This is a genomic window from Actinomyces sp. HMSC08A09, from assembly GCF_001807465.1.
Taxonomy (GTDB): Bacteria; Actinomycetota; Actinomycetes; order Actinomycetales; family Actinomycetaceae; genus Actinomyces; species Actinomyces oris.
Window position 1 is genome coordinate 16,258 of record NZ_KV789077.1, and the last position, 21,239, is coordinate 37,496.

General features: G+C 68.9%; 11 protein-coding genes. 5 read left to right on the plus strand and 6 right to left on the minus strand.

Annotated elements, in window-relative coordinates; all coding sequences use genetic code 11:
* Window positions 1–35: 35 nt before the first annotated feature.
* The 3 genes from HMPREF3165_RS00770 to HMPREF3165_RS00780 all read right to left on the minus strand — a co-directional run bounded on the left by HMPREF3165_RS00770 (window position 36) and on the right by HMPREF3165_RS00780 (window position 5,983).
* Window positions 36–3,116, minus strand: a complete 3,081-nt coding sequence (locus tag HMPREF3165_RS00770) for a LamG domain-containing protein (protein ID WP_070510070.1) — start codon at window positions 3,114–3,116, stop codon at window positions 36–38.
* A 453-nt stretch (window positions 3,117–3,569) separates the two neighbouring features.
* The gene (locus HMPREF3165_RS00775; protein WP_256274651.1) at window positions 3,570–4,253 is read right to left on the minus strand and encodes a hypothetical protein; all 684 of its coding nucleotides are present in this window, start codon (window positions 4,251–4,253) and stop codon (window positions 3,570–3,572) included.
* Between the two features lie 146 nt (window positions 4,254–4,399).
* Window positions 4,400–5,983: a WD40 repeat domain-containing protein gene (locus tag HMPREF3165_RS00780; RefSeq protein WP_070510075.1), complete on the minus strand. Its 1,584-nt coding sequence runs from the start codon at window positions 5,981–5,983 to the stop codon at window positions 4,400–4,402.
* A 722-nt stretch (window positions 5,984–6,705) separates the two neighbouring features.
* Between HMPREF3165_RS00780 and HMPREF3165_RS00785 the strand changes: the two genes are divergently transcribed.
* Together HMPREF3165_RS00785 and HMPREF3165_RS00790 are read left to right on the plus strand one after the other, a co-directional pair.
* Window positions 6,706–7,839 (plus strand): DUF1972 domain-containing protein, encoded by a 1,134-nt coding sequence (locus HMPREF3165_RS00785; RefSeq protein WP_070510148.1) that lies wholly within the window; start codon window positions 6,706–6,708, stop codon window positions 7,837–7,839.
* The gene (locus tag HMPREF3165_RS00790) at window positions 7,836–9,011 is read left to right on the plus strand and encodes a glycosyltransferase family 4 protein (protein WP_070510077.1); all 1,176 of its coding nucleotides are present in this window, start codon (window positions 7,836–7,838) and stop codon (window positions 9,009–9,011) included. Before HMPREF3165_RS00785 ends, HMPREF3165_RS00790 begins: the two co-directional genes overlap by 4 nt.
* Window positions 9,012–9,102: 91 nt before the next feature.
* On the opposite strand, the gene HMPREF3165_RS00795 is transcribed toward HMPREF3165_RS00790, so the two are convergent.
* From HMPREF3165_RS00795 to HMPREF3165_RS00805, 3 genes are all read right to left on the minus strand, one after another.
* Entirely contained in the window at window positions 9,103–10,008 is a 906-nt protein-coding gene (locus tag HMPREF3165_RS00795; protein WP_070510080.1) for a NodZ family protein, read from the minus strand.
* A 124-nt stretch (window positions 10,009–10,132) separates the two neighbouring features.
* Window positions 10,133–10,867: a CDP-alcohol phosphatidyltransferase family protein gene (locus tag HMPREF3165_RS00800; protein WP_070510083.1), complete on the minus strand. Its 735-nt coding sequence runs from the start codon at window positions 10,865–10,867 to the stop codon at window positions 10,133–10,135.
* A 169-nt stretch (window positions 10,868–11,036) separates the two neighbouring features.
* Window positions 11,037–12,296 carry an oligosaccharide flippase family protein gene (locus HMPREF3165_RS00805; protein WP_070510151.1) on the minus strand — a complete coding sequence of 420 codons (1,260 nt, stop codon included), beginning with the start codon at window positions 12,294–12,296 and terminating at the stop codon, window positions 11,037–11,039.
* A 718-nt stretch (window positions 12,297–13,014) separates the two neighbouring features.
* Here HMPREF3165_RS00805 and HMPREF3165_RS00810 point away from each other — a divergent pair.
* From HMPREF3165_RS00810 to HMPREF3165_RS00820, 3 genes are read left to right on the plus strand one after another with little or no spacing between them, the layout of a single operon-like run.
* Complete coding sequence (locus HMPREF3165_RS00810; protein ID WP_003787575.1) at window positions 13,015–14,469, plus strand: sugar transferase; 1,455 nt, start codon at window positions 13,015–13,017, stop codon at window positions 14,467–14,469.
* Window positions 14,469–14,909, plus strand: a complete 441-nt coding sequence (locus HMPREF3165_RS00815; RefSeq protein WP_009407724.1) for an FAD synthase family protein — start codon at window positions 14,469–14,471, stop codon at window positions 14,907–14,909. Before HMPREF3165_RS00810 ends, HMPREF3165_RS00815 begins: the two co-directional genes overlap by 1 nt.
* Window positions 14,906–21,196, plus strand: a complete 6,291-nt coding sequence (locus HMPREF3165_RS00820) for an Ig-like domain-containing protein (protein ID WP_083303133.1) — start codon at window positions 14,906–14,908, stop codon at window positions 21,194–21,196. The genes HMPREF3165_RS00815 and HMPREF3165_RS00820 overlap by 4 nt, the downstream gene beginning before the upstream one ends.
* Window positions 21,197–21,239 lie beyond the last annotated feature (43 nt).

The window sequence follows — 21,239 nt, forward strand, 5'->3', positions numbered from 1 at the left end:
CGGCCCGCCCCGTATGCGCGCTGCGCTCGACGGCGTCAGTGCCGCTTGATGGTGACCTTGTCGACCGACAGGGTGACGGTCTCCGGCCCGGCCGAGCCGGACATGTAGGTGGTCAGCCCGACGGTTCCGGCCTCGTTGAGGGTCTTGTCGTTGTCGACGGCCTCGATCCCCCACTCGGCGGGCTCGGCGTCTCCGGCCCAGAGCTTGGTCTGGATGTTGGTCGACTCCGCGCCGTCAACCACCATGCGCAGGTGGAGCGGCTGACCGGCCGTGTAGGGCTGCTTCATCACGTAGGAGCCCAGGGAGGTCTCCTTGCCCTTGACCACGCGCGAGACCGTGACCACCGGGTTACCGGTGCTGCCGATGCGGACCGTGGCCTGGTACTGGCCGGCCTTGGTGGTGCGGGCGGCGTAGGAGATGAAGGCTCCGTTTCCAGTGGGCACCGCGTCCAGGGAGAAGTCCACGACGGCGTCGGTGGAGGTCGACTTGACCGGGTCGGAGATGATGGAGGCCGAGGAGCGCGGACCGGCCATGGCGATCCGGCCACTGGTGCCGTCGACGGAGAATGCCGCGGCGTTCCAGGTGGTCTTCCACTCACCGCCGGCCTGGGCCTTGCCCCAGCCGCCGTTCACACTGCGCTCGAAGGAGTCGTCCAGCAGGGCCTTGCCCTCGGGCTGCTTGCCCTTGTCCTTGCCGGCGTTGTCCTTGCCGGCGTTGTCCTTGCCGTTGTCCTTACCCTTGTCGTCGCCCTTGTCCGGCTCGACCTGCTTGCCGGTGGCGGCGGTGTAGTGCTCGCCGATCTGGCGCGCCGACAGCGGGGTGCTGTAGACGGCGGCCTCGTCGATGTCGGCCTGGATGTTGGTGTTGGAGGGCTGGCCGTTGACACCACTGAGGGCGTCCCCGCCGATACGCCAGTAACCGGAGTAGCTCTGCCCCGCAGTCATGGCGCCGTCGAAGGCGGCGAGGTTGCCATCCACGTAGAGCATGGCGCCGGCGGTCGGGCTCAGGGAGGCCACGATGTGGTGCCACTGCCCGTCGTTGTAGCTCTTGGGAGTGGTGATGGTGGTCAGCTTGCCCGGGTAGAGCATGAAGCTGAGCGTGCCGTCATTGCGCATGTACACCATGCGGTCACGGCTCCACGACTGGTTGGCCGCGGAGGAGCCGTAGCCCATGATCTCGCCGCCCGAGGTCGAGGTCGTGCGGACCCAGGCCTCCATGGAGAAGGCGGTGGGGGCCTGGGAGGCGACGCGCGTCGCGGCGTGCGACTTGTTGGCGCTGTCCGAGGTCAGGCCGAGCGAGGCGCCTGAGCCCAGGACGGACCCGGCTCCGCGCTTGTAGGCCTTGCCGCGAATCGTCAGGTTGCGCTGGGCCACGAAGTCCTCGGCCTTGTCGCCGCTGGTCTCGTCGAAGGACCAGTAGTGGGCGGCGCCGTCGGCCAGGACACGGGCGCCGTACTTGCTCAGGCCCTGGCCCTCAGCGGCCTTGACCGTCACCCAGTCCGAGACCGTGGAGGCCCCCCACTGGTCGGTCACCTGGACCCGGTAGCGGTGCGTGCTTCCGGGCTCGACGACGTCGGTGGCGCTCAGATCGGGGCGCTCCCAGAAGCCGGCGGTCGCGGTCTGACTGGTGACCGGCTGACCGTTCATGGCGTCACGGTAGACGTTGTAGGTCAGGGTCTTGTCGTCCCGGTCCCAGTTGGCCTTGAAGGACAGGGAGACGACCCCGGCGCGCGGCGAGCTGCCGGAGACCTTGAAGGCACCGCCCTTGTCCATGGGCCCCTGCTTGTTCGGGGCGATGTCGCGGCGGGCGAAGCGCACCAGTCCCTGCTGGGCGGTGCCATTGACGGCCAGGAACTCGCCGCCGTAGACGACGTACTTGTCGTTGCCCTCAACGGTCCAGGTCGCCTGGATGGCGCCGGAGATCTTGCCCGGCGTGAAGTCGGGGTAGAAGTTGAGGTTCGTGGTGGCGTTCTGGCCGGCGTAGTTCTTGTAGCCCGCGCCGTGGTTGTCCTCCACCGTTCCGGTGGCGGCGTTCGTATAGGCCACCGCGTTGTGGTAGTGGTACGAGACGTCCGGGAAGCCACCGATGTTGGAGCAGTCGTGGGAGTGGCTGGCGGCGTAGACGACGTCGCCGGCGGGCAGGACGTCATAGGAGTCGCCGTGGCAGTCGGCCATGTAGTCGATGTCGCCGGTGACCCAGTTCAGGCGCATGACGCCCTCGAAGGTGCCCAGTCGGGAGTAGCTCGCCGCGTACAGGCCGTGCTCATCGGCCTTGACGCTCATGACGGAGGCCTCGGCGCCGGCACCGCGAACCACGCTGGAGGCGTTGTTCTTGCGCAGGCTGCCGTCCTTCTCGAAGATGGCGATGCCGTGCCCGGGCTTGTCGCTGCCACCGACGGACTCGAAGGCGCCGCCGATGGCCACGGCCGAACCGTCCACGGCCTCGACGATGCTGCGCACGTAGTAGTTGTCGATCTTCGGAGCGAAGTTCGTCAGCTGCTGGCTGCCCAGGTTGAGCGCCGCGACGCGCTGACGGGCCGAGGAGTTGATCTGGGTGAAGGCGCCACCGATGTAGAGGGTCTGTCCGTCGGGGGAGACGCTCAGGGCCTTGACACTGCCGTTGGCCGCGGCGCCCAGCGGGGCGCGCTGACCGTCGGAGGCCCTGACCGCGCCGACGCGCCAGGCGGTCTGGTTGTTCAGCGTGGTGAACTCCCCTCCCAGGTAGAGGGTCTGGCCGTCAGCGGAGGCGGCAATGGAGTTGATGGTGCCATTGGTGGTGGGCGCCCAGTTGAGGATCTCACCGGTGTTGATGTTGTAGGCCATCGCGTTGCCGCGCAGGGACTCGTTCTGGCCGGCCGGCGAGCCTGCCGGCCTGACCGCGGAGAACTTCCCGACGGCGTAGACGATGTCGCCGACCACGACCTGGTCCCAGACAATGCCATTGATCTGGGCGGTGGGCAGGGCATCGGCGGAGACGGTGCTGGGAGTACCGGCGGCGCCGGCTGGGGCAGGGGCCGGGTCCGCAGCGGCTGGGGAGGCCGGGGCGAGCGTGACGACACCGAGGGGAACGAGAGCCGCGGCCAGCAGGCCGCTCAGGAGTCGGCGGGGGAGCTTCACAGGTATTCCATTCAGAACATACTCAGATCACGGACACGCAACCTTACGAATGGCTGGTATTCCGCGCCCGGCACGGGTCGACGGGCGCGCTCATCGTACACCGTCGACAACTTGCGCACCCCCGTTTTGGCGCACACCACAGAGCAGAACAAATCCGCCAGGCACTGACCCTTCGTTCGAATCCCGCCACACCCCAAGCGTTTCAAGGACTGCGGGGCACCCATAAGCAGCCGCCATTGGAACCACCTTCTATATAGACGGGACTCAGGTTGCCTTCGGCGCCGGCTCGTCTCATGTCACAGCGAAGCAACGACGCAGACGCCCGAGCCGAGCCGCCCGAGCGGCCCCTCCTGCACGTCAAGGCGCCGTCCGACACTCACTTTCATGAGTACCGGACGGCGCCTTGAACAGACCCGTCGAAGAGGAGTCAAGCCCTGGAAGGCTCACCCCGGATCAGCCGGCAGACCCCCGGAAGGTGGCAGCCCCACGGCCCGCCCCCAGGTCCACGACGACCTTGATGTTTCCTCGCCCCTCCGCCGGAATGACGAAGGCTCGATTAACAGTCACCGTCTGACCGGCCGCGAGCGTGGCAGGAACCGCGTCCGAGGCCGAGACGATCTCGCTGGCGGGCGTGCCAGCACCCTCACCGTAGTTGACGGTGGTGGACAGCACGCTGGCCAGCGGCAGGTCCTGACCGGACTTGTTCGTCACCGTCACCGGAACCAGGATTCCAGCACCCCCGATCTCGCCGGGCCCGCTGGCGAAGTCCTTCGCCTGCATCTGCCCCAGGGAGATCACCAGGTCCCCGTCAACGCGGACGGACTTGTCCAGGCCCACCTCGGGGTACTCATCCTTCGACAGATCACCGGTCTCGACGGCCTTGGGGTCGAGCGAGGAGGCGTCCGGAGTGGAGACATCCTCCGAGGGCGACGCAGGCGCCGCCGTCGGCTTCGCAGTCTGGACCGTCGGGGTGGCGACGTTCGAGGGGACGGCCTGAGCGGAGGCCGAGCCACTGGCAGAGGCTGCAGCAGAGGCGGAGGGACTGGCAGTGCTCTGAGACTTTCCGCCTCCGCAGGCGGCCAGCCCCAGACCCAGCACCAGGACAGCGGGGAGGATCAGCATTCGAGTTCGTGACACGTGCCGAAGCGTACGACCTCCGTCGCGCGCCGCACCGCCCTCAGCGACCACTGAGTCGGGAAGCACACCACCCCTGACGATAGAACCGGAGGATTCAGGAGATACGCCGTGCAGGTCCGCAGACCGAACGGTTCTCATGGCCATCATCACCACTCATCGTCCTGGTTGTCCCAGCCGCCCCGGCCCCAGCCATCCTGGCCCCAGCCGCCCTGGCCCCAGCCATCCTGGTTGTCCCAGCCATCCTGGTTGTCCCAGTCGTCCTGGTTGTCCCAGTCGTCCTGCTTCTTCTTGTTCTTCTTCTTGTTCTTCTTGTCCTTCTTATCCTTGTTCTTGTTGTCCTTGCCGTTGTCGCCGTTGTCCTTGCCGTTGTCGCCATTGTCGTTGCCACCCTCGTCACCGGGCGCAGCGGCGTTGGCGTCGCCCCCACTAGCGGCGAAGCGCACGAGCCCCTGCTGCTTGGTGCCGTTGACCGCGAGGAACTCACCGCCGTAGACGATGTACTGACTGTTGCCCTCGACGGTCCACACGGCCTGGCTCAGACCGCTGTACTCACCGATCTGGAACCCCGGCAGGAAGCCGTTGTACTGAGTGGGCGCAGGCTGCCCCTCGAAGTCGGTGTAGCCCCAGACCTTGTTGCGCTGCACAGTTCCGGTGGCTGTGCTGGAGAAGCCGACGGCATGGTGATACTTGCCGCTCTCCTCCCCGTCGGAGAAGCCACCGATGTTGCTGCAGTCGTGAGTATGGCTGGCGATGTAGATGACGTCATTAGTGGGCAGCACGTCATAGGTGTCGCCGTGGCAGTCGGCCATGAGGTCGATGTCCCCGGTGGTCCAGCTGGCGCGGAACATCCCCTCGAAAGCCCCCTCCTGGGAGTATGCAGTGCCGTAAAGGCCTCGGGAGTCCGACTTGACGCTCATGATGCCGGAGTTCGTGCCCGCGTTGCGGATGACGCTGGAGATGTTGGTGTGCCGCAGAGAACCGCTCTTCTCCAGAACGGCGATTCCATAGGCGTCGGACGATCCGTCCACCGAGGTGAAGGAGCCGCCGATCGCCACAGCGGAGTTATCAGCGGCCACCGTGATGGAACGAACCAGGGAGTCGTCGACCTGAGGGGCGAAGCTGTTGACCTTGTTCGTCTTGAGATCCACAGCACCGGCGCGCTGCCTCGCGGAGGAGTTGATCTGGGTGAAGGAACCACCCAGGTACAGGGTGGAGCCGTCGGGAGAGAGCTCCAGATCCATCACCGCGCCGTTGGCCGAGGCACCCAGCGGCTTGCGCTTGCCTGCGGCGTCCACCGCCGCCACCCGGTAGACGGTCTCATCGTTGACGGAGGTGAAGTTGCCGCCGAGGTAGATGGTGGAGCCGTCTGCCGACGCCTCGACCGCGTTGATCTTGCCATTGACCTTGGGGGCCCAGTCCAGCAGCGCACCGGTCGTGATGTCGAAGGCCATGGCGTTGTAACGAGGAGACTCGTTCTCGCCGGCGGCCGCCCCTGCCGGGCGGGCGTTCTTGAACTCTCCGACGACGTAGACGGTATTGCCCACCACCGCCTGGTCCAGAACGATGCCGTCCATCTGAGCAGTGGGCAGAGGCTGCGGGGACGCGAGAGCGACCTGCCCCGGGGCGGCGGCGGCCGGGGGCGCAACAGTAGGGGCGACGAGCGCACCGAGGGCGAGGGGGAGGGCGGTCAGGACCGCCCCCACACTGGAGGCAGCACGGAAAGGATGCACGAGTGCTCCGTTCTTAAGACGTGAGGGAACGTGGGTAAGTGGCGCGGTATGACGGGACGGCCCTGCCTCAGCAAGACCGGCGCCGGTCACGAGAGTATTACAGCGATAACGCTTTGATAACGACTCCAGGGGCCTTTGTTCCAGCTCCTGTTGTGCAATCAATCACTTCTCACGCGACAGGGTGCGCCCCACCCACTTTTCTCACAGATAGACTCTCATTAACCGCCGCACAGTTCCACACCCGATTCTTGGCTGGAATGCTCAGCGCATGCCCAGGTGGTGTGGACCAGTCGAACGCGATCCCTCCACCATAGTTCTGGCGCATCACCAGTGCGGCACCCCGAACCCACGCTCCAGCGCACCGGAGGTATTCACGTGACACCCCCTTCGGCGCATGCCCGCGGTCGCCTGCCCCTAGACTGCTGACCGGGTGTACCGGGCTGGCGCGGTACCACGAGCTCGTAGGCGCTCCGCGGGAACCTGCGATCTCAAGGGCAAGAGCCCAAGCCCCGCCTCCTCGCCCGTTGCCTCATCGCCATCATCACCACCATCATCACCACCACCATCACCGCCTCCCCATCCGCCTCGTCGATGATCCTCCGCCGTCACCGTGACTGGCAGTCGCATCGAAGAGGACCTTTGGTTCCCATCCCTGAGCGGCCCCGCCGCCCTTCGAAAGGACTCCGTTGACTGCTGTGAACCCGGACAGGCTCCGTATCGCCATGATCGGGACGCGAGGCGTCCCCGCCCGCTACGGAGGTTTCGAGACCGCCATCGAAGAGGTCGGCCGGCGCCTGGCCGACCGCGGTCACCAGGTCCTCGTCTACTGCCGCAACCCCGAGCCGAGCACCCCGCTGCCCAACACCTACCTGGGGATGCGACTGGTTGAGCTGCCCTCGGTGAAGAACCGCAGCCTGGAGACCCTGTCGCACACGGCCCTGTCAGTGGCCCACCTGCTGCGCCGCACCCACCCGGACGCGGCCTTCGTCTTCAACGCCGCCAACTCCCCCTTCCTGCCGGCCCTGCGCGCCGCACGCATTCCGGTGGCCACGCACGTCGACGGCCTGGAGTGGCGTCGCGGAAAGTGGGGTCCCACCGGCAAGCGCTACTACCGCGCCGCCGAGGCCCTGGCCGTGCGCTACTCCGACGCACTCATCGCCGACGCCCAGGGCATCGCCGACTACTACACCGAGGAGTTCAACGCCCCCACCGACCTTCTCGCCTACGGGGCGCCCCGCATCAGCGCCGACACCTCGCGCCTGGCCGAGCTGGACCTGAGCCCCAAGGGCTTCCACCTGGTGGTGGCCCGCTTCGAGGTGGAGAACCACGTCGACGTCATTGTGGAGGGCTACGTGCGCTCCGGGGCCACGCTGCCCCTGGTCGTCGTCGGCTCGGCCCCCTACGCCGACGACTACACCGCCCGCATCGAGTCCCTGGCCGACGGCCGGGTCCGCCTGCTCGGCGGCCTGTGGGACCAGGATTTGCTCGACGCCCTCTACTCCGGCGCCCTGGTCTACTTCCACGGCCACTCCGTGGGCGGTACGAACCCCTCCCTGCTGCGCGCCATCGGTGCCGGGGCCGCGGTGGACGCCTTCGACGTCTCCTTCAACCGGGAGGTCCTGGGCGAGGCCGGCCGCTACTGGACCACGCCCGACGAGGTGGCCGCCCTGGTCATCTCGGCCGAGTCCGACGTCGAGGCCCAGAGCGCACGTGGCGAGGAGTCCCGCAAGCGTGCGGCCCTCTACGACTGGGACGAGGTGGCCTCCGGCTACGAGGCCCTGGCTCGGCGCCTCGCGCTCGAGGGCCCGGTCCGCCGTCGTCCCTCCGGACGCCGCACCGGGAAGGCGGGCTGGTGAGCCGGGGCGGGGCGGCCGGCGCCCGCACCGGTGCCGCCCGAGTCCTCGTGGCCCACCCCTCCCCCGACCTGTACGGCTCGGACTGGCAGCTGGTGGAGACCATTCACGGACTCATAGAGACCGGCCACGAGGTCCTCGTGGCCCTGCCCCAGGACGGCCCCCTGGTGGCGGTGCTGCGCGACGCCGGTGCCCGCGTGGCCGTCATGCCCTTCACGGTCCTGCGCAAGGCCCTGCTCAGCCCCTCCGGCCTGGCGAGGCTCTCCGCTCAGGCCGCCCCCGAGGTCGCCCGCCTGCGGTCGGTCATCCGTGCCAGCCGCGCCGACGTGGTTCTCAGCAACACGGTGACGATCCCCTGGTGGCCAGTGGCCGCGAGCGCGGCCGGCGTGCCGGTGCTGGCCCACGTGCACGAGGCCGAGGACACCCAGCGCCGGATCATCCGCGCCGGGCTCAACGCCCCGCTGCTGGCGGCCTCCCGGATCGTGGCGAACTCCGGGGCGGCCCGCGACGCGCTCCTGGACGCCCAGCCGCGACTGGCCTCACGCACGGAGGTGGTCCACAACGGGGTCGCCGGACCCGACCGGCCTCTGGAGCCCCTGCGCTCCAGGCGGCCCGGGGACTCCTTCCGGATCGCCATGGTGGGGCGACTGTCCCCGCGCAAGGGTGTGGACGTGGCTCTCGACGCCGTCGGGCTGCTGCGCCGCTCGGGGGTGGATGCCTCCTTAAGCGTGTGCGGCTCGGTCTTCCCGGGCTACGAGTGGTACGAGGCCGAGCTGCGTGAGCGCGCCGGTCGGCCGGACCTGGAGGGGCACGTCGAGCTGCTGGGTTACGTGCACCCCACCTGGCCGGTGCTGGAGGCTGCCGACGCCGTCGTCGTGCCCTCCCGGGCCGAGCCCTTCGGGAACACGGCGGTCGAGGCGATGCACGCGGCCCGGCCGCTGGTGGCCTCCCGGGTCCAGGGCCTGGCCGAGGTCGTCACCGATTCGGCCACCGGCCTGCTCGTTCCCGCCGACGACGCGCAGGCCCTGGCAGACGCCCTGGGATCCCTGGCGGCCGACCCGGACCTGGCGGCCCGGCTCGCCGCGCAGGGTGCGCGCGAGGCCGCCGAGCGCTTCTCCGTGGCCGGGTACCGGGCCACCATGACCCGGATCATCGACGAGCTCGTCAGGCACTGAGGCCCCCGCTCCACCGGGTCGGGCGGGAGCACCCCTCCCGCCCGGCCCCGCCGGCAGGCGTCCCGCCGGCTGATCGAGGTGCGGGGCGGCGTCAGCGCTGGGCGGGGCGCAGCGGGTCCTCGGCCAGCCCCAGGGAGAGGCTGAACTCGCCGTCAAGCGGCTGGTCGGGCCGTTCGAAGGGGACGACGCCGTTGCACAGGAAGACGGCCATCTCCACGAAGCTGGAGAAGGAGGCCCCGATGAGGTGCTGGGAGCTGGCCAGCAGATAGAGGTCGACCAGGCCCGAGCGCACGCCTTTGACGGTGTTGTAACCACCTTTGTCCGTCAGGAAGACGCAGCCGTCGAACTCCCCGGCCAGCTGCTCCTGGGCCTCAGGGGTGTCGCAGGACAGGAAGAAGGGGACGTCGGGGTGGTCGGCGCGGATCTGGCGCATCCGGTTGGCAAACCACTCCACCGGTGAGGACTCGATGGTCTTGGCGTGGGAGACCGCGTGGGTGCGTACCTGGATGCCGACGTAGGGGCGTCCCCGCAGGTGGGCGTCGTAGAGGGAGCGGACCTCATCGGCGATCTCGTCAACCGGGGTGAGCTCGCGCAGCCGCTCGGTCCAGGGGCGCGGCCCGGCGGGCGCCGTCCCCTCCGCGGCGCCCCCCTTCCAGGCCGGGTCCTCCCAGGTGACGGGCAGGCCGTGGGAGTGAATCTGCCACAGGTGGCGGCGGCGCAGATCGGAAGTGATCCGAACCCCCTTGGGCTGACGGTACCGGGCCACGGGCAGGAGCGCCCGGGAGGTCAGGCGCGATACGGCACTGCCCCCTTCGAATCGCCACAGCTCATCCATCCGGGGGCCGAAGTACTCATCGGTGCTCCACACGTAGTAGAGATCGCGGTCCTCGACCCGAGCGAGCTCCTGGGCGGACAGCAGCGCACGCACACGGTTGCCCAACCCGTCCTTGCGTCCCGTATAGACCAGTAGCGCCTTGCGCCCGGTTAGCAGAGCCATAAGATTCCTTAACAGATATGAGGGGGGAATAGATGGAGATCTCAGCGGGAGCGCCGGTGATCGGTTCGCCGCAGCCTGTCACGGGTCGGCCTCCCCAGGCCCGATGAGGGCCGACGACGAGGGCCTACTGGAGGTCGTTGCGCAGGTCGCGGTACCACTTGGGCAGAGCCAGCGCCACGTAGCCCGCGTAGCCCAGGAGCATGATGCCGTACACCCACAGGAAGACCGTGGGCGCGAAGCGGGTCATGAGCACGAAGCACATGAGCCCGTAGTCCGTGGGGGCCGACAGAACCGACTTGAGAATGCCCGGTCGGGACTCGTCCTTAGCCAAAGGAGTCCCACCGTGATAACGCAGCTGATACGTCAGGATGTAGCTGAAGAAGTGAATATTCTGAACCGCTCCGAAAGCCAGCGGAATAAGCAGAACCGAGGGAGGTAGTTCTGCAAAACGGAACAGCGAGATCGCAATGGCCCCGTGAATTGTCGAGAGCTTAATGACGTCGGCAACGTGATCGAGCCATTCACCGGCTTTGGAACCACCGTGACGCAATCTCGCCAACTGTCCGTCAGCGGCGTCGAGGGCGTAGCCGAACATGAGCAGGAGGGCGGTCGCCACGGCCGACACGACTGTGGGACGCCACAGGGCGATGAGCGCGATGCCGCTGTAGGTGCACAGTGCCGACAGGACCGTCACCTGGTCAGGGGTCGCGCCCAGCCGGTGGGCGATCGCGGCCAGGACCCGACCTGCGGGGCGGTTGATGATGCGGGAGTAGAGGGGGGCACCGGCCTTGGACTTCTGAGCCCGGGACAGGGCCCTGATGTTCTCGGCGATGGTGGGGGAACCAGCAGGGGAGCTCATGAGGCTTCTCCTTGAGCGGGGCCCGGGGAACCGGGCCGGGTGGTGGACAGATGAGGAACGGCGAGGTGAGGGAGTCGGGGGACGTGGGGCAGCGGTCGGGCGTGGGGGCGCGGCGCCGGCTCCCGGGCTGCGCGAGCCGGCTCAGCACCGACGGCCGACGAGGAGGGGCTCACTGCTGGGCCAGTTCTCGACGACGCCTGGCCACGTCCCGGCGCACCCACCAGGCATACGGGAGGATCTGGCACAGGACCACCGAGATCACCGATCCCAGGATAGGCCCGGCAGCGTCGAAGGGCCCAATGAGGACCCAGGAGATGGCGAGATTCATCGGCACCAGGATGAGCACCGGAATGACCTGGAACTGCAGGCCGCGCGGGTCGGTCATGTACATGCCCAGCGGCTGCTTGCCGGCCTCGACGGCGACGTAGGCAGCGAAGGCCCACACGAGCACGGAGGGCAGGACGATCTTGCCGTGGGACATGACTCGGGCGGCCCAGGGGGTGATGGCCACCAGGGCCAGGGCCAGGAGGAGACCGCCCCCGCTGAAGGCGATGGCCGGCTTGAAGGGGCTCTCGATGCGCTTGTCGGCCCGGGCCCTGGCGAACATGGGCCACATGGCGACGCCGGCCGCCATGACGGTCTGGGTGAGCATGTTGAACAGGTTGTTGGCCAGGTTGTACTCGGCCAGGGCCTGAGACTGCCCCAGGTGGGACAGGAGGAGGCGGTCGGTCTGGAAGGCGATCGGGATGGCCAGGGACTGCAGCAGCTGGGGGCCCGCGGTGTTGACGATGCGCACGCCGCGCACACTGCGCAGCCGCGGCACGTCCCTCAGGGCGCCCTTGAACAGGGGGCGGGTGGCGCGCCAGGCGACGACGATGCAGATGACCGACACCAGGGCGTTGGCGATGTAGGAGTAGATGGACACGGCGTTGCCGCGCCCCAGCCCGGTGACGATGGCCAGCAGCAGGAAGCAGGACATGGCCGGGGAGACGACCCCCTGACTGATGACCTGGGTGGTCGAGCGCCCCAGCCCGATGATGACCCGCTGCCCCACGGACAGTGGCAGGGCCGCGGCGTAGATGATGAGGCAGACGGTGGCGGTGAGTCCGCCGCCCTCCATGAGCTTGCCCCCCAGCAGCCCGGGCCAGGCGCCCAGCAGCAGGATGACGACGCCGACGGTGCTGATGACCAGGGCGGAGCCGAGCAGCACCCGGACGGCGGTGGTGATCGTGCGCCGCACGGTCGAGTCGTGGGCCGGGTCGTTCGAGCTCGCCACCGTGTTGAGGATGACCGCTCCGATCCCCAGGTCGGTGAAGGGCATGAGGGTGGGGAAGGTGGCCAGCAGGCCGTACTGGGCGAAGGCATCGGCCCCGAAGTGCCTGATGATGAGGCTGGTGTTGACCAGCCCGAAGACGCCGGACACCCCCATGACCACCACTTTGGCCACGGCTGTGGTTCCCACAGACGACCAGCTGGCGCCTGACGACGACCCCCGCCTGAGGACCCCGCCGAGCCTCCGCAGAGGAGAACGTCGAGAGCCGCGGGACGCGGCCGCTCCATCACTCACCTCGACCGCCGAGAGGCTTGCGGCGACTGAGCTATCGGCAGGTCGCCCACACTCAGCGGCGCCCGTCGGGGCAGCACCGTCCGCCGACTGCGCCTCGGCCGGCCCGGAAGCCGACCGGGGTGCCGAAGAACTCGACTGGGTCACGTAGCACTCCTGATGTTGTAGGAAGGTCACAATCCGGCATCGGAAAGACACCTGAAGACAGGCACGAGAGTAGACGCATCAAGGCCGGCGACCTGGTATCTTTTGTTTATCGTCTTGTGACATAGACGGTCCCCCACCCACCCCCCTTGGCACAACCCCAGCATACCGGCCCTGACCTGCAACAACGCCGTCTGCTGGAAGAACCCTGAAAGGTCCCTCAGAGGTGCATTGACACCTCCATATCGTTGCGCACCTGTAACATACAGACATCTCAGAAACCTCTCGACTCCTCATCTTGCCCCTGCGATCTTGGCCACTTCCCACAAATAACGTCCGCAAGACTTAGTAGCATTCTAAAACGCTGCTGTTCACGACGTCCCGTCAGCACTAGCCGACCAGTTATTGCCCACCCACGATCATCCCTGCGGAGTCCACCTTGTCTAGTTCGACCCTGACACTGCCCCAGCGCGAGCAGCACCGGCGTCCCTCGACAGCAGCAGCCGACGCCACCTCCCCCACCGCTCCGCGCAGTCCTTGGGCACGCACGCGCCATGACCTCGTCATCTGGCTCGTCCTGTCCGACCTCTTCGCCGTCGCCGTCCCCTTCTGGCTCGCCCTCCTGGGCGGCCACCTGCCACTGGTCTGGTCCGCGACCACCGTGGGCATCACGATGGTGCTCATCGCCTGGTTCCTGGGAGCGCTCGGTATCGACGCCGTCGAGCAGGCCGGCCCCGGTACGGGCCGCTTCGTCGCCGCGGCCGCCGTGAGCGTCCCGGTGGCCCTGCTGCTGGCCGACCTGTCCGGAGTCGCCCGGACCACCCTGCTGGCCACTCTGGCGGCCCAGCTCCTCCTGGCCGTCACCGGACGCTCCATCGAGGCCGGGTGGCTGCGCCGCCGCCGCCTCGAGGGGCACGCCCTGCGTCGCACCCTCATCGTCATGGGCTCGGGCTCCCAGCCCATGCTCACCCAGCTGCGCCGCCACCCCATGGACGGCTTCCTCATCGTGGGCTACCTGTCCTCCGGGCAGGACCGCGCCTTCCACTCGGCTGAGCCCGTGCGCAGCCCCCAGCACATCGCCCAAACCCTGCACGCCGAGCGCATCGACGCCGTCATGACGGTCGGCTCGGTCATCCCCGAGGACCTGGTCACCCTCATGCGCGGACTGGAGGGCACCCAGGTGCGCCTCGTCGTCGCCCCCGGGCTGCAGGACGTCGTGCCCGGGCGCATGCGGGCCCTGACCGTCACGCACGGCTGGACCGGTCTCATCGCTGTCAAGACCCGCCGCACCCGTGCCGCCGGCAAGGCCCTGTTCGACCGGCTCGCCGGCGCCATCGGGCTGGCCCTCATCTCGCCACTGCTGGCGGCCACCGCGCTCGCCATCCGCCTCGACTCCCCCGGTCCGGTCTTCTACACCCAGACCCGCGTGGGCCAGGACGGCAAGCCCTTCACCATGTGGAAGTTCCGCTCCATGTACATCGACTCCGACGCGCGCCGCGCCTCGGTGGTCAAGGCCGGCGGCGACGCCGGCAACGAGGTCATGTTCAAGGACCGTCAGGACCCGCGCATCACCCGCGTGGGCCGATGGATCCGCCGTCTGTCGATTGACGAGCTCCCCCAGCTTATCAACGTCGTGCGCGGGGACATGAGCCTGGTGGGGCCCCGCCCCGCACTTCCCGTCGAGGTCGCCAAGTACGACGCCGAGGCGCTGCGTCGTCTCCTGGTCAAGCCCGGGCTGACCGGCCTGTGGCAGATCTCCGGACGCTCGGACCTGTCCTGGGCCTCGACCGTGGCCCTGGACCGTCACTACGTGGAGAACCGGGGCGGAGCCCTGGACGCGAAGATCTTCGCCGGAACGCTGCGCGCGGTCATCGGCGGAAAGGGAGCCTACTGATGATTACCGGCTACGTCCCCGGCGGCTTCGACATGCTGCACGTGGGGCACCTCAACATCCTCACCGAGGCGGCCAAGCGCTGCGACCACCTCATCGCGGGGGTCGCCACCGACGAGTCGCTGGAGCGGATGAAGGGGCGCGGCCCCATCGTGCCCCTGGCCGAGCGCATGGCCATGGTGGCCGCCCTGCGCATGGTGGACTCCGTGGTCCCCGACTATGACCAGGACAAGCGCCTGGCCTGGAAGCGCTCCCCCTTCGACGTGCTGTTCAAGGGCACGGACTGGGAGGGCACCGACAAGGGTCGCCGTCTGGAGGCCGAGATGGCCGAGGTCGGGGCCTCGGTGATCTACCTGCCCTACACACCCACCACCTCCTCGACGATGCTGCGCCGCACCCTCGTCCAGGAGGTCGCATCCCGTAGTCCCCAAGGGGCCAAGTGACCACTTCACGTAACGACTTCGAGACGCCCGACACCCCGTCGAGCAGCATCGACTCCGCCGCAGCCACCTCCGGTGCCGGTGACGGCGGAAGCAACCGATCCGACTCCGGCACCGCTCAGACCGAACCGTCCGCCGCGGACCGTCCCGGTCTGCTCACCCGTGCCGCCGGCGCCCTGCGCCCCCGGCGGCGCAGCCGGACCTCCCGGTCCGACGACGTTCAGGACGTCGACTCGGGTCTGACCTCCGGCACCACCACCTCCCGGCTGGCCGCGACCTTCCGCATCCCCCAGTCGCGCGCCCAGCGCGTGCGGCTGCGCAAGCGCCTGTCGACGCTGGCCGCCGTCGTCTGCGTCACCGCCCTGGGAACGGCCGCCTGGCTCCACGAGGGCGTGGCCCAGGCCGACCTGCACCTCAATGACGGCGGCGTGTGGGTCACCTCCACCTCCAAGCACCTGGTGGCCCGCCTCAACTACCCCTCCCGCGAGGTCGACGGCGCGATCCGCACCTCCTCGTCCTCCTTCGACGTCACCCAGAACGCCGAGGACGTCCTGGTCCCCGACTCCGGCGACGCCTCCGTCTCCTCGGTCGACCCCTCCCAGGTCGCCTTCTCCGGGCGCACCCAGCTCACCAAGGGCGTGACCATCGCCCAGGGCGGGGACCGGGTCATGGCGGTCGACAAGGTCCAGGGCACCATCCGCGCCGCCAAGGCCAAGGAGGCCGGCTCCCTGACCGCAGCCGCCCCCGTGGTCACCGGCATGCCCGACGTCGTGGCCGCCATCGGCAAGGACGGCGCCATCCACGCCGTCTCGGCCACCAGCAAGTCGCTGGTCTCCCTGGAGACCAGCGACAAGGGCTGGAAGGAGGCCACGAACACCTCCCTGAAGCTGACCGCCGGCACCGATCTGGCGATCACCGCCGTCGGTGACCAGCCCGTGGTCCTGGAGCGCGGCACCGGCATCCTCCACCTGCCCGAGGGCAAGTCCGTCAGCCTGGGGACCTCCGGTCTGGTGCTCCAGCAGCCCGGCCCCGATGCCGACTCGGTCCTGGTCGCCTCCCGCAACGAGCTCATCTCCGTCCCGATGGACGGGGGCAAGGTCACCAGGACGCCGTCGGCCAAGGAGGGCTCCGCCCCCGAGGGCGTGCCCGCTCAGCCGGTGCGCCTGGGCAAGTGCGTCTACGCGGCCTGGTCCGGCTCGGGCCAGTTCGTGCGCAGCTGCTCGGGGCTGTTCGGTGGCGGCACCGACACCGCCCATGACGACAAGCTCGCCGCCTCCTCCGCCCCGGTCTTCCGGGTCAACCGCGACGCCATCGTGCTCAACGACCTGGACACGGGCTCGGTGTGGCTGCCCAACGAGGACCTCGTCCTCATCGACGACTGGACGGACAAGACCGCCCAGACCGACGACAACGCCGATCAGAAGGACGACTCGGCCAACACCTCGGACTCCCAGACCCCGCCGGAGCGTACCGAGGAGAACCATCCCCCCAAGGCGGCCGATGACAGCTTCGGCGTGCGCCCGGGCCGTTCCGCGCTCCTGCCGGTGCTGGCCAACGACTCCGATCCCGACGGCGACGTCCTCACCGCCACCCCCCAGGACAACGGAGGCTCGCTCAAGGCCACCAAGGCCCAGGGCGGACTGGCTCTGCGCATGGACGTTCCGGACAACGCCTCCGGCAGCTTCTCCGTGCCCTACACGGCCGACGACGGCCGCGGCATGAGCGACTCCGCCGTCGCCACCGTCGACGTCCACGGCTGGGACGTCAACGGCGCCCCGAAGCAGATCACCACCCCCACCCTGACCGTCGCCGAGAAGGCCTCAGGCTCCCTGGACGTGCTGGGCCACTGGCTGGACCCCGACGGGGACGACCTCTACCTGGTCTCCGCCCAGGGCGAGGGCCTGGACACCAAGGTCTCCAACGAGGGCACCGTCACGGTGCGCGAGCTGGGTGCCGGCACCGGCACTCGCGACCTGACCGTCACCGTCTCCGACGGCCGGGAGACCACCTCCGGCGTGGTCAAGGTCGACGTGCAGCCGGCCCAGTCGGCCAAGCCGATCGCCAACGCCGACCACGTGCGCGTCGTCGCCGGCTCCAAGGCCGTCGTCTCGCCCCTGGACAACGACACCTCCCCCTCCGGGGGGACCCTGCGCCTGGCCGCGGTGCAGGAGGCCCCGGCCGGGACCTCGATCAGCGTCGACCAGCAGGCCGGTGTCTTCACCTTCTCCACCGAGCCCAACGCCCAGGCCCAGACCTACTACCTCACCTACGACGTCATGGACGGGGCCAACACGGCCCAGGGCATCGTGCGCGTGGATGTCACGCCCAAGGCCGACGCCACCGTGCCTCCCGAGGTCGAGAACGACACCGCCCTGCTGCGCAACGGCGGCTCGACGACCATCGCCCCGCTCACCAACGACTTCGACCCCTCCGGGGGGATCCTGGTCCTGCAGTCGGTCAAGACCCCGCCGGACTCCGGGGTCACCGTCACGGTCGTGGACCACTCCCTGCTGCAGATCAGTGCGGCCAGCACCGTGCCGGCCAACCTGACGGTGGAGTACACGGTCACCAACGGCACCTCCAGCGCCACCGGGAAGGTCGCCATCGTCCCGGTGACCCAGTCCCAGCCCCAGCCGCCGGTGGTCACCAACGACACCGCCGTCGTGCGAGCCGGCGACGTCGTCACCGCCTCCGTCCTGGACAACGACTCCTCCCCCGCCGGTCTCAACCTGTCGGTGGACTCCCAGGTCAGCCTGGTGGGCGACGAGCTGGGCACCGCCTGGGTCAGCGAGAACACCGTGCGCTTCCGCGCCGGCAACCAGCCCGGCCGCACCTCCTACGCCTACACGGCCAAGGATGACCAGGGCCAGACCGCCTCGGGGGTCCTCACCGTGGAGGTGCGCGCCCAGGACGCCGAGCACAACTCCGCTCCCTCACCGCGCAACCTGGAGGCCCGCACCCTGGCCGGCTCGGCCACGAACATCACCGTGCCGCTGGACGGCATCGACCCCGACGGCGACTCGGTGAGCCTCGTGGGCCTCAACCAGGCCCCCTCCCTGGGCTCGGTGGAGATCAACTCCTCGTGGCTGACCTACACGCCCTCCGAAGGGGCCACCGGCACCGACACCTTCACGTACGTCGTCGAGGACCGCTTCGGGGCCCAGGCCACCGGCACAGTCCGGGTGGGCGTGGCCCAGGCCTCACCGCTCAACGTGGCCCCGGTGGCCACTGACGACCTGGTCGTGGCCAAGCCCGGGCGCACCGTGGCCGTGGATGTGCTGTCCAACGACCTGGACACCGACGGCGACAGCCTGTCCCTGGAGGGCGACCCGGTCTCCAGCGACCCCTCCCTGGGCGTGTCCACCCGCGCCGGCCGCCTGGTGCTCGACCTGCCGGAGAAGGAGGGCAACCACTCGGTCACCTACACCGTCTCCGATGGACGCGGCGGCACCGACACCGGCACCGTCACCGTCCAGGTCTCGAGCAACGCCCCCCTGGCCAACCCGGTAGGTGTGGACGACTACGTCACCGTCGACCAGGTCGACGCCAACGGCAAGGTCACCGTCCCGGTCCTGGACAACGACAAGGACACCGACGGCTCGCCGTGGGACCTCAAGCTGTCCTCCTCCGACCCCGACGTCGAGGTGGGCAAGGACTCGCTGAGCCTGACGGTCGGCGAGACCCAGCGGCTCGTGCTCTACACGATCACCGACGCCGACGGGCTGACCGGCCACGCCGTCGTCGTAGTGCCGGCCCGCTCGGCCCTGCGGCCCCGCATCAACCCCTCGGCCGTGCCCGCCCGGGTGCTGGCGGACAAGACCACGGACATCAACCTGTCCTCCTACATCCTCACCCGTGAGGGCACCAAGCCCGTCATCACGGACACCTCCTCCATCCACATGGCCAAGGGCACCAAGGACGCCAAGGTCGCCTCGGGAGGGTCGGCGCTGTCCTTCACCCCCGACTCGGGCTTCACCGGGCAGACCTCGGTGACCTTCACCGTGGCCGACGGCACCGGCTCCGACGCCCTGAGCTCGACGCTCACGCTGCCGATCATCGTGGAGTCCTCGACGAACCGGCCGCCGACCTTCACTCCCACCGAGATGACGGTGGCGCCCGGCGAGGGGGCCGTGACGGCCAACCTGGCGGCCATGGCCACCGACCCCGACCCGAATGACAAGCTCTCCTTCCAGGCCGGTCCCGCCCCCGCGGGATTCGAGATCTCCCTGAGCGGCTCGACACTGTCGGTCAAGGCCTCCGACAAGACCGCCGAGGGCACCACGGGCTCCATCCCGATCACGGTCTCCGACGGCGTCAACCCGCCGGTGAGCGCCTCCCTGCCCGTGCGGGTCAGCGCCTCCAACAAGCCCCTCATGACCACGGCCCCGATCAACCTGGAGTCCCGCAACGGCGAGGCGGTCAGCACCGACGTGTCCAAGGCGGTGAGCAACCCCTTCCCGGACAAGCCGATCACCCTGTCCGGCACCCCGACGATCACCTCCGGCCAGGGCTCGATCAGCGCCTCGGGAACGACCGTGACGATCACGCCCAACAACGGGTTCCACGGCACCATCACCGCGCAGTACAAGGTGCTGGACTCCACCGGCTCGGAGTCCCGGGCCGTCACCGGCACCATCACCGTCCAGGTCGGTGGGGTGGCGCCCGCAGCCCCCTCCGGGTTGAGCGTGACCCCCGTGGACGCCGACTCGGCGCGCGTGTCCTGGACCGACGGCTCCGCCAACGGCTCCCCCATCACCGGCTACAAGGTCAGTGTCAACGGCTCCGAGCAGTCCTGCTCGACCTCGAACTGCCTCATCAGTGGCCTGGCGCCCGGTCAGAGCTACAGCATCCAGGTCGTGTCCACCAACAAGTACGGCGACTCCGAGGCCGCGACGGTGTCCTACCAGCACAACGCCACCGCCAAGACCCCGGCCGCGCCCACGCTGACGGCCGGCTCGGGCAAGGTCACCGCCGCCTGGACCCAAGTGGACGACCCCTTCGGGGGCACGGCGACCTACGACGTGCGCCTGTCCGACGGCACCGTGCAGTCGGGCATCTCCGGGGACTCGGCCTCCTTCGACGTCTCCCCGGGACGCGCCTACACCGCTCAGGTGCGCGCCAGGTCCAGCCAGGGGACGGTCTCGGAGTGGTCCTCCCCGTCCAACTCGGTGACGCCCTACGGCGAGCCCGGCACCCCCGGGACCCCTGTCATCACCCCCAACGGGGACACGGTCACCATCGGCTGGCAGGCCGCCAACGGCAACGGCAGCCCCGTGAGCTACACGCTGCACTACTCCAACGGGCACACCAGCGACTCCAAGAACGTGGGAGGGGCCACCTCCACCACGGTCTCGGTTTCGCGCGGAACCTGGACCTTCTGGGTCGAGGCCGACAACGGTCACGGCTCCAAGACCTCAGGCCAGGCCAGCTACACCTACAAGCCGACCCCGCTGACGCCGTCGACCCCGGCCGTCAAGGCCACCGGCAACAGCGGCGAGCTGTCCGTGAGCTCCTCGCCCCGGGCCGGCAACGGCTGGAGCGTGGGCGAGCTGACGGTGGAGTACTCCGTGGACCAGGTCACCTGGACCAGTTCCTCGACCATCCGGGGACTGAACGACGGGCAGGCCTACACCGTCTACGCCCGCGCCAACGGCGGCGGGCAGTACTCCGACGTCGTCGCCTCCTCGCCGGTGGCGCCCTACGGTCCGCCGTCGGTCCCCTCGGTCAGCTGCGAGCTCACCGGTAAGAAGCAGAAGAAGGTCTCCTGCTCCTGGAGCCCCGGTGCCAACAACGGCGCCAGCGCCGAGTACGAGCAGACCGACGACGGCGGCAAGTCCGTCGAGGACATCGAGATCGGTGACACCTATGACGGCAAGCTCAAGCGCGGCGAGTCGCTCACCTGGTGCGTGCGGGCCAGGACCAACGCCGGCACCTCCGAGTGGGGCTGCGACACCGTCACCCGGCCGTCCAAGCACGACAACGATGACGACGATGATGACGATGACAAGAAGCAGGCCTACCCGGTCGGCACCGAGCAGAAGTTCTACGTGGACTACACGCAGAGGTGCCACCCCTTCGGCCCCTGGGGCACCTGCTACCAGATGGTCTTCGACATCACCGGAAACCCCAACAGCACCGTGTCCTGCGGCTACTGGTACTGGGACACCTGGAACTGGCAGCCCGCCTGGAACGAGGAGGAGATCGCCCTGGATAAGAACGGCTACGCCCGGCACAAGTTCCCCCACCGGACACCGAACTGGGACCAGACCATCACCTGCACCCAGCAATAACCGGTTCATTAACCGGATCGATGCCCAGTACGCAACAAGTCAC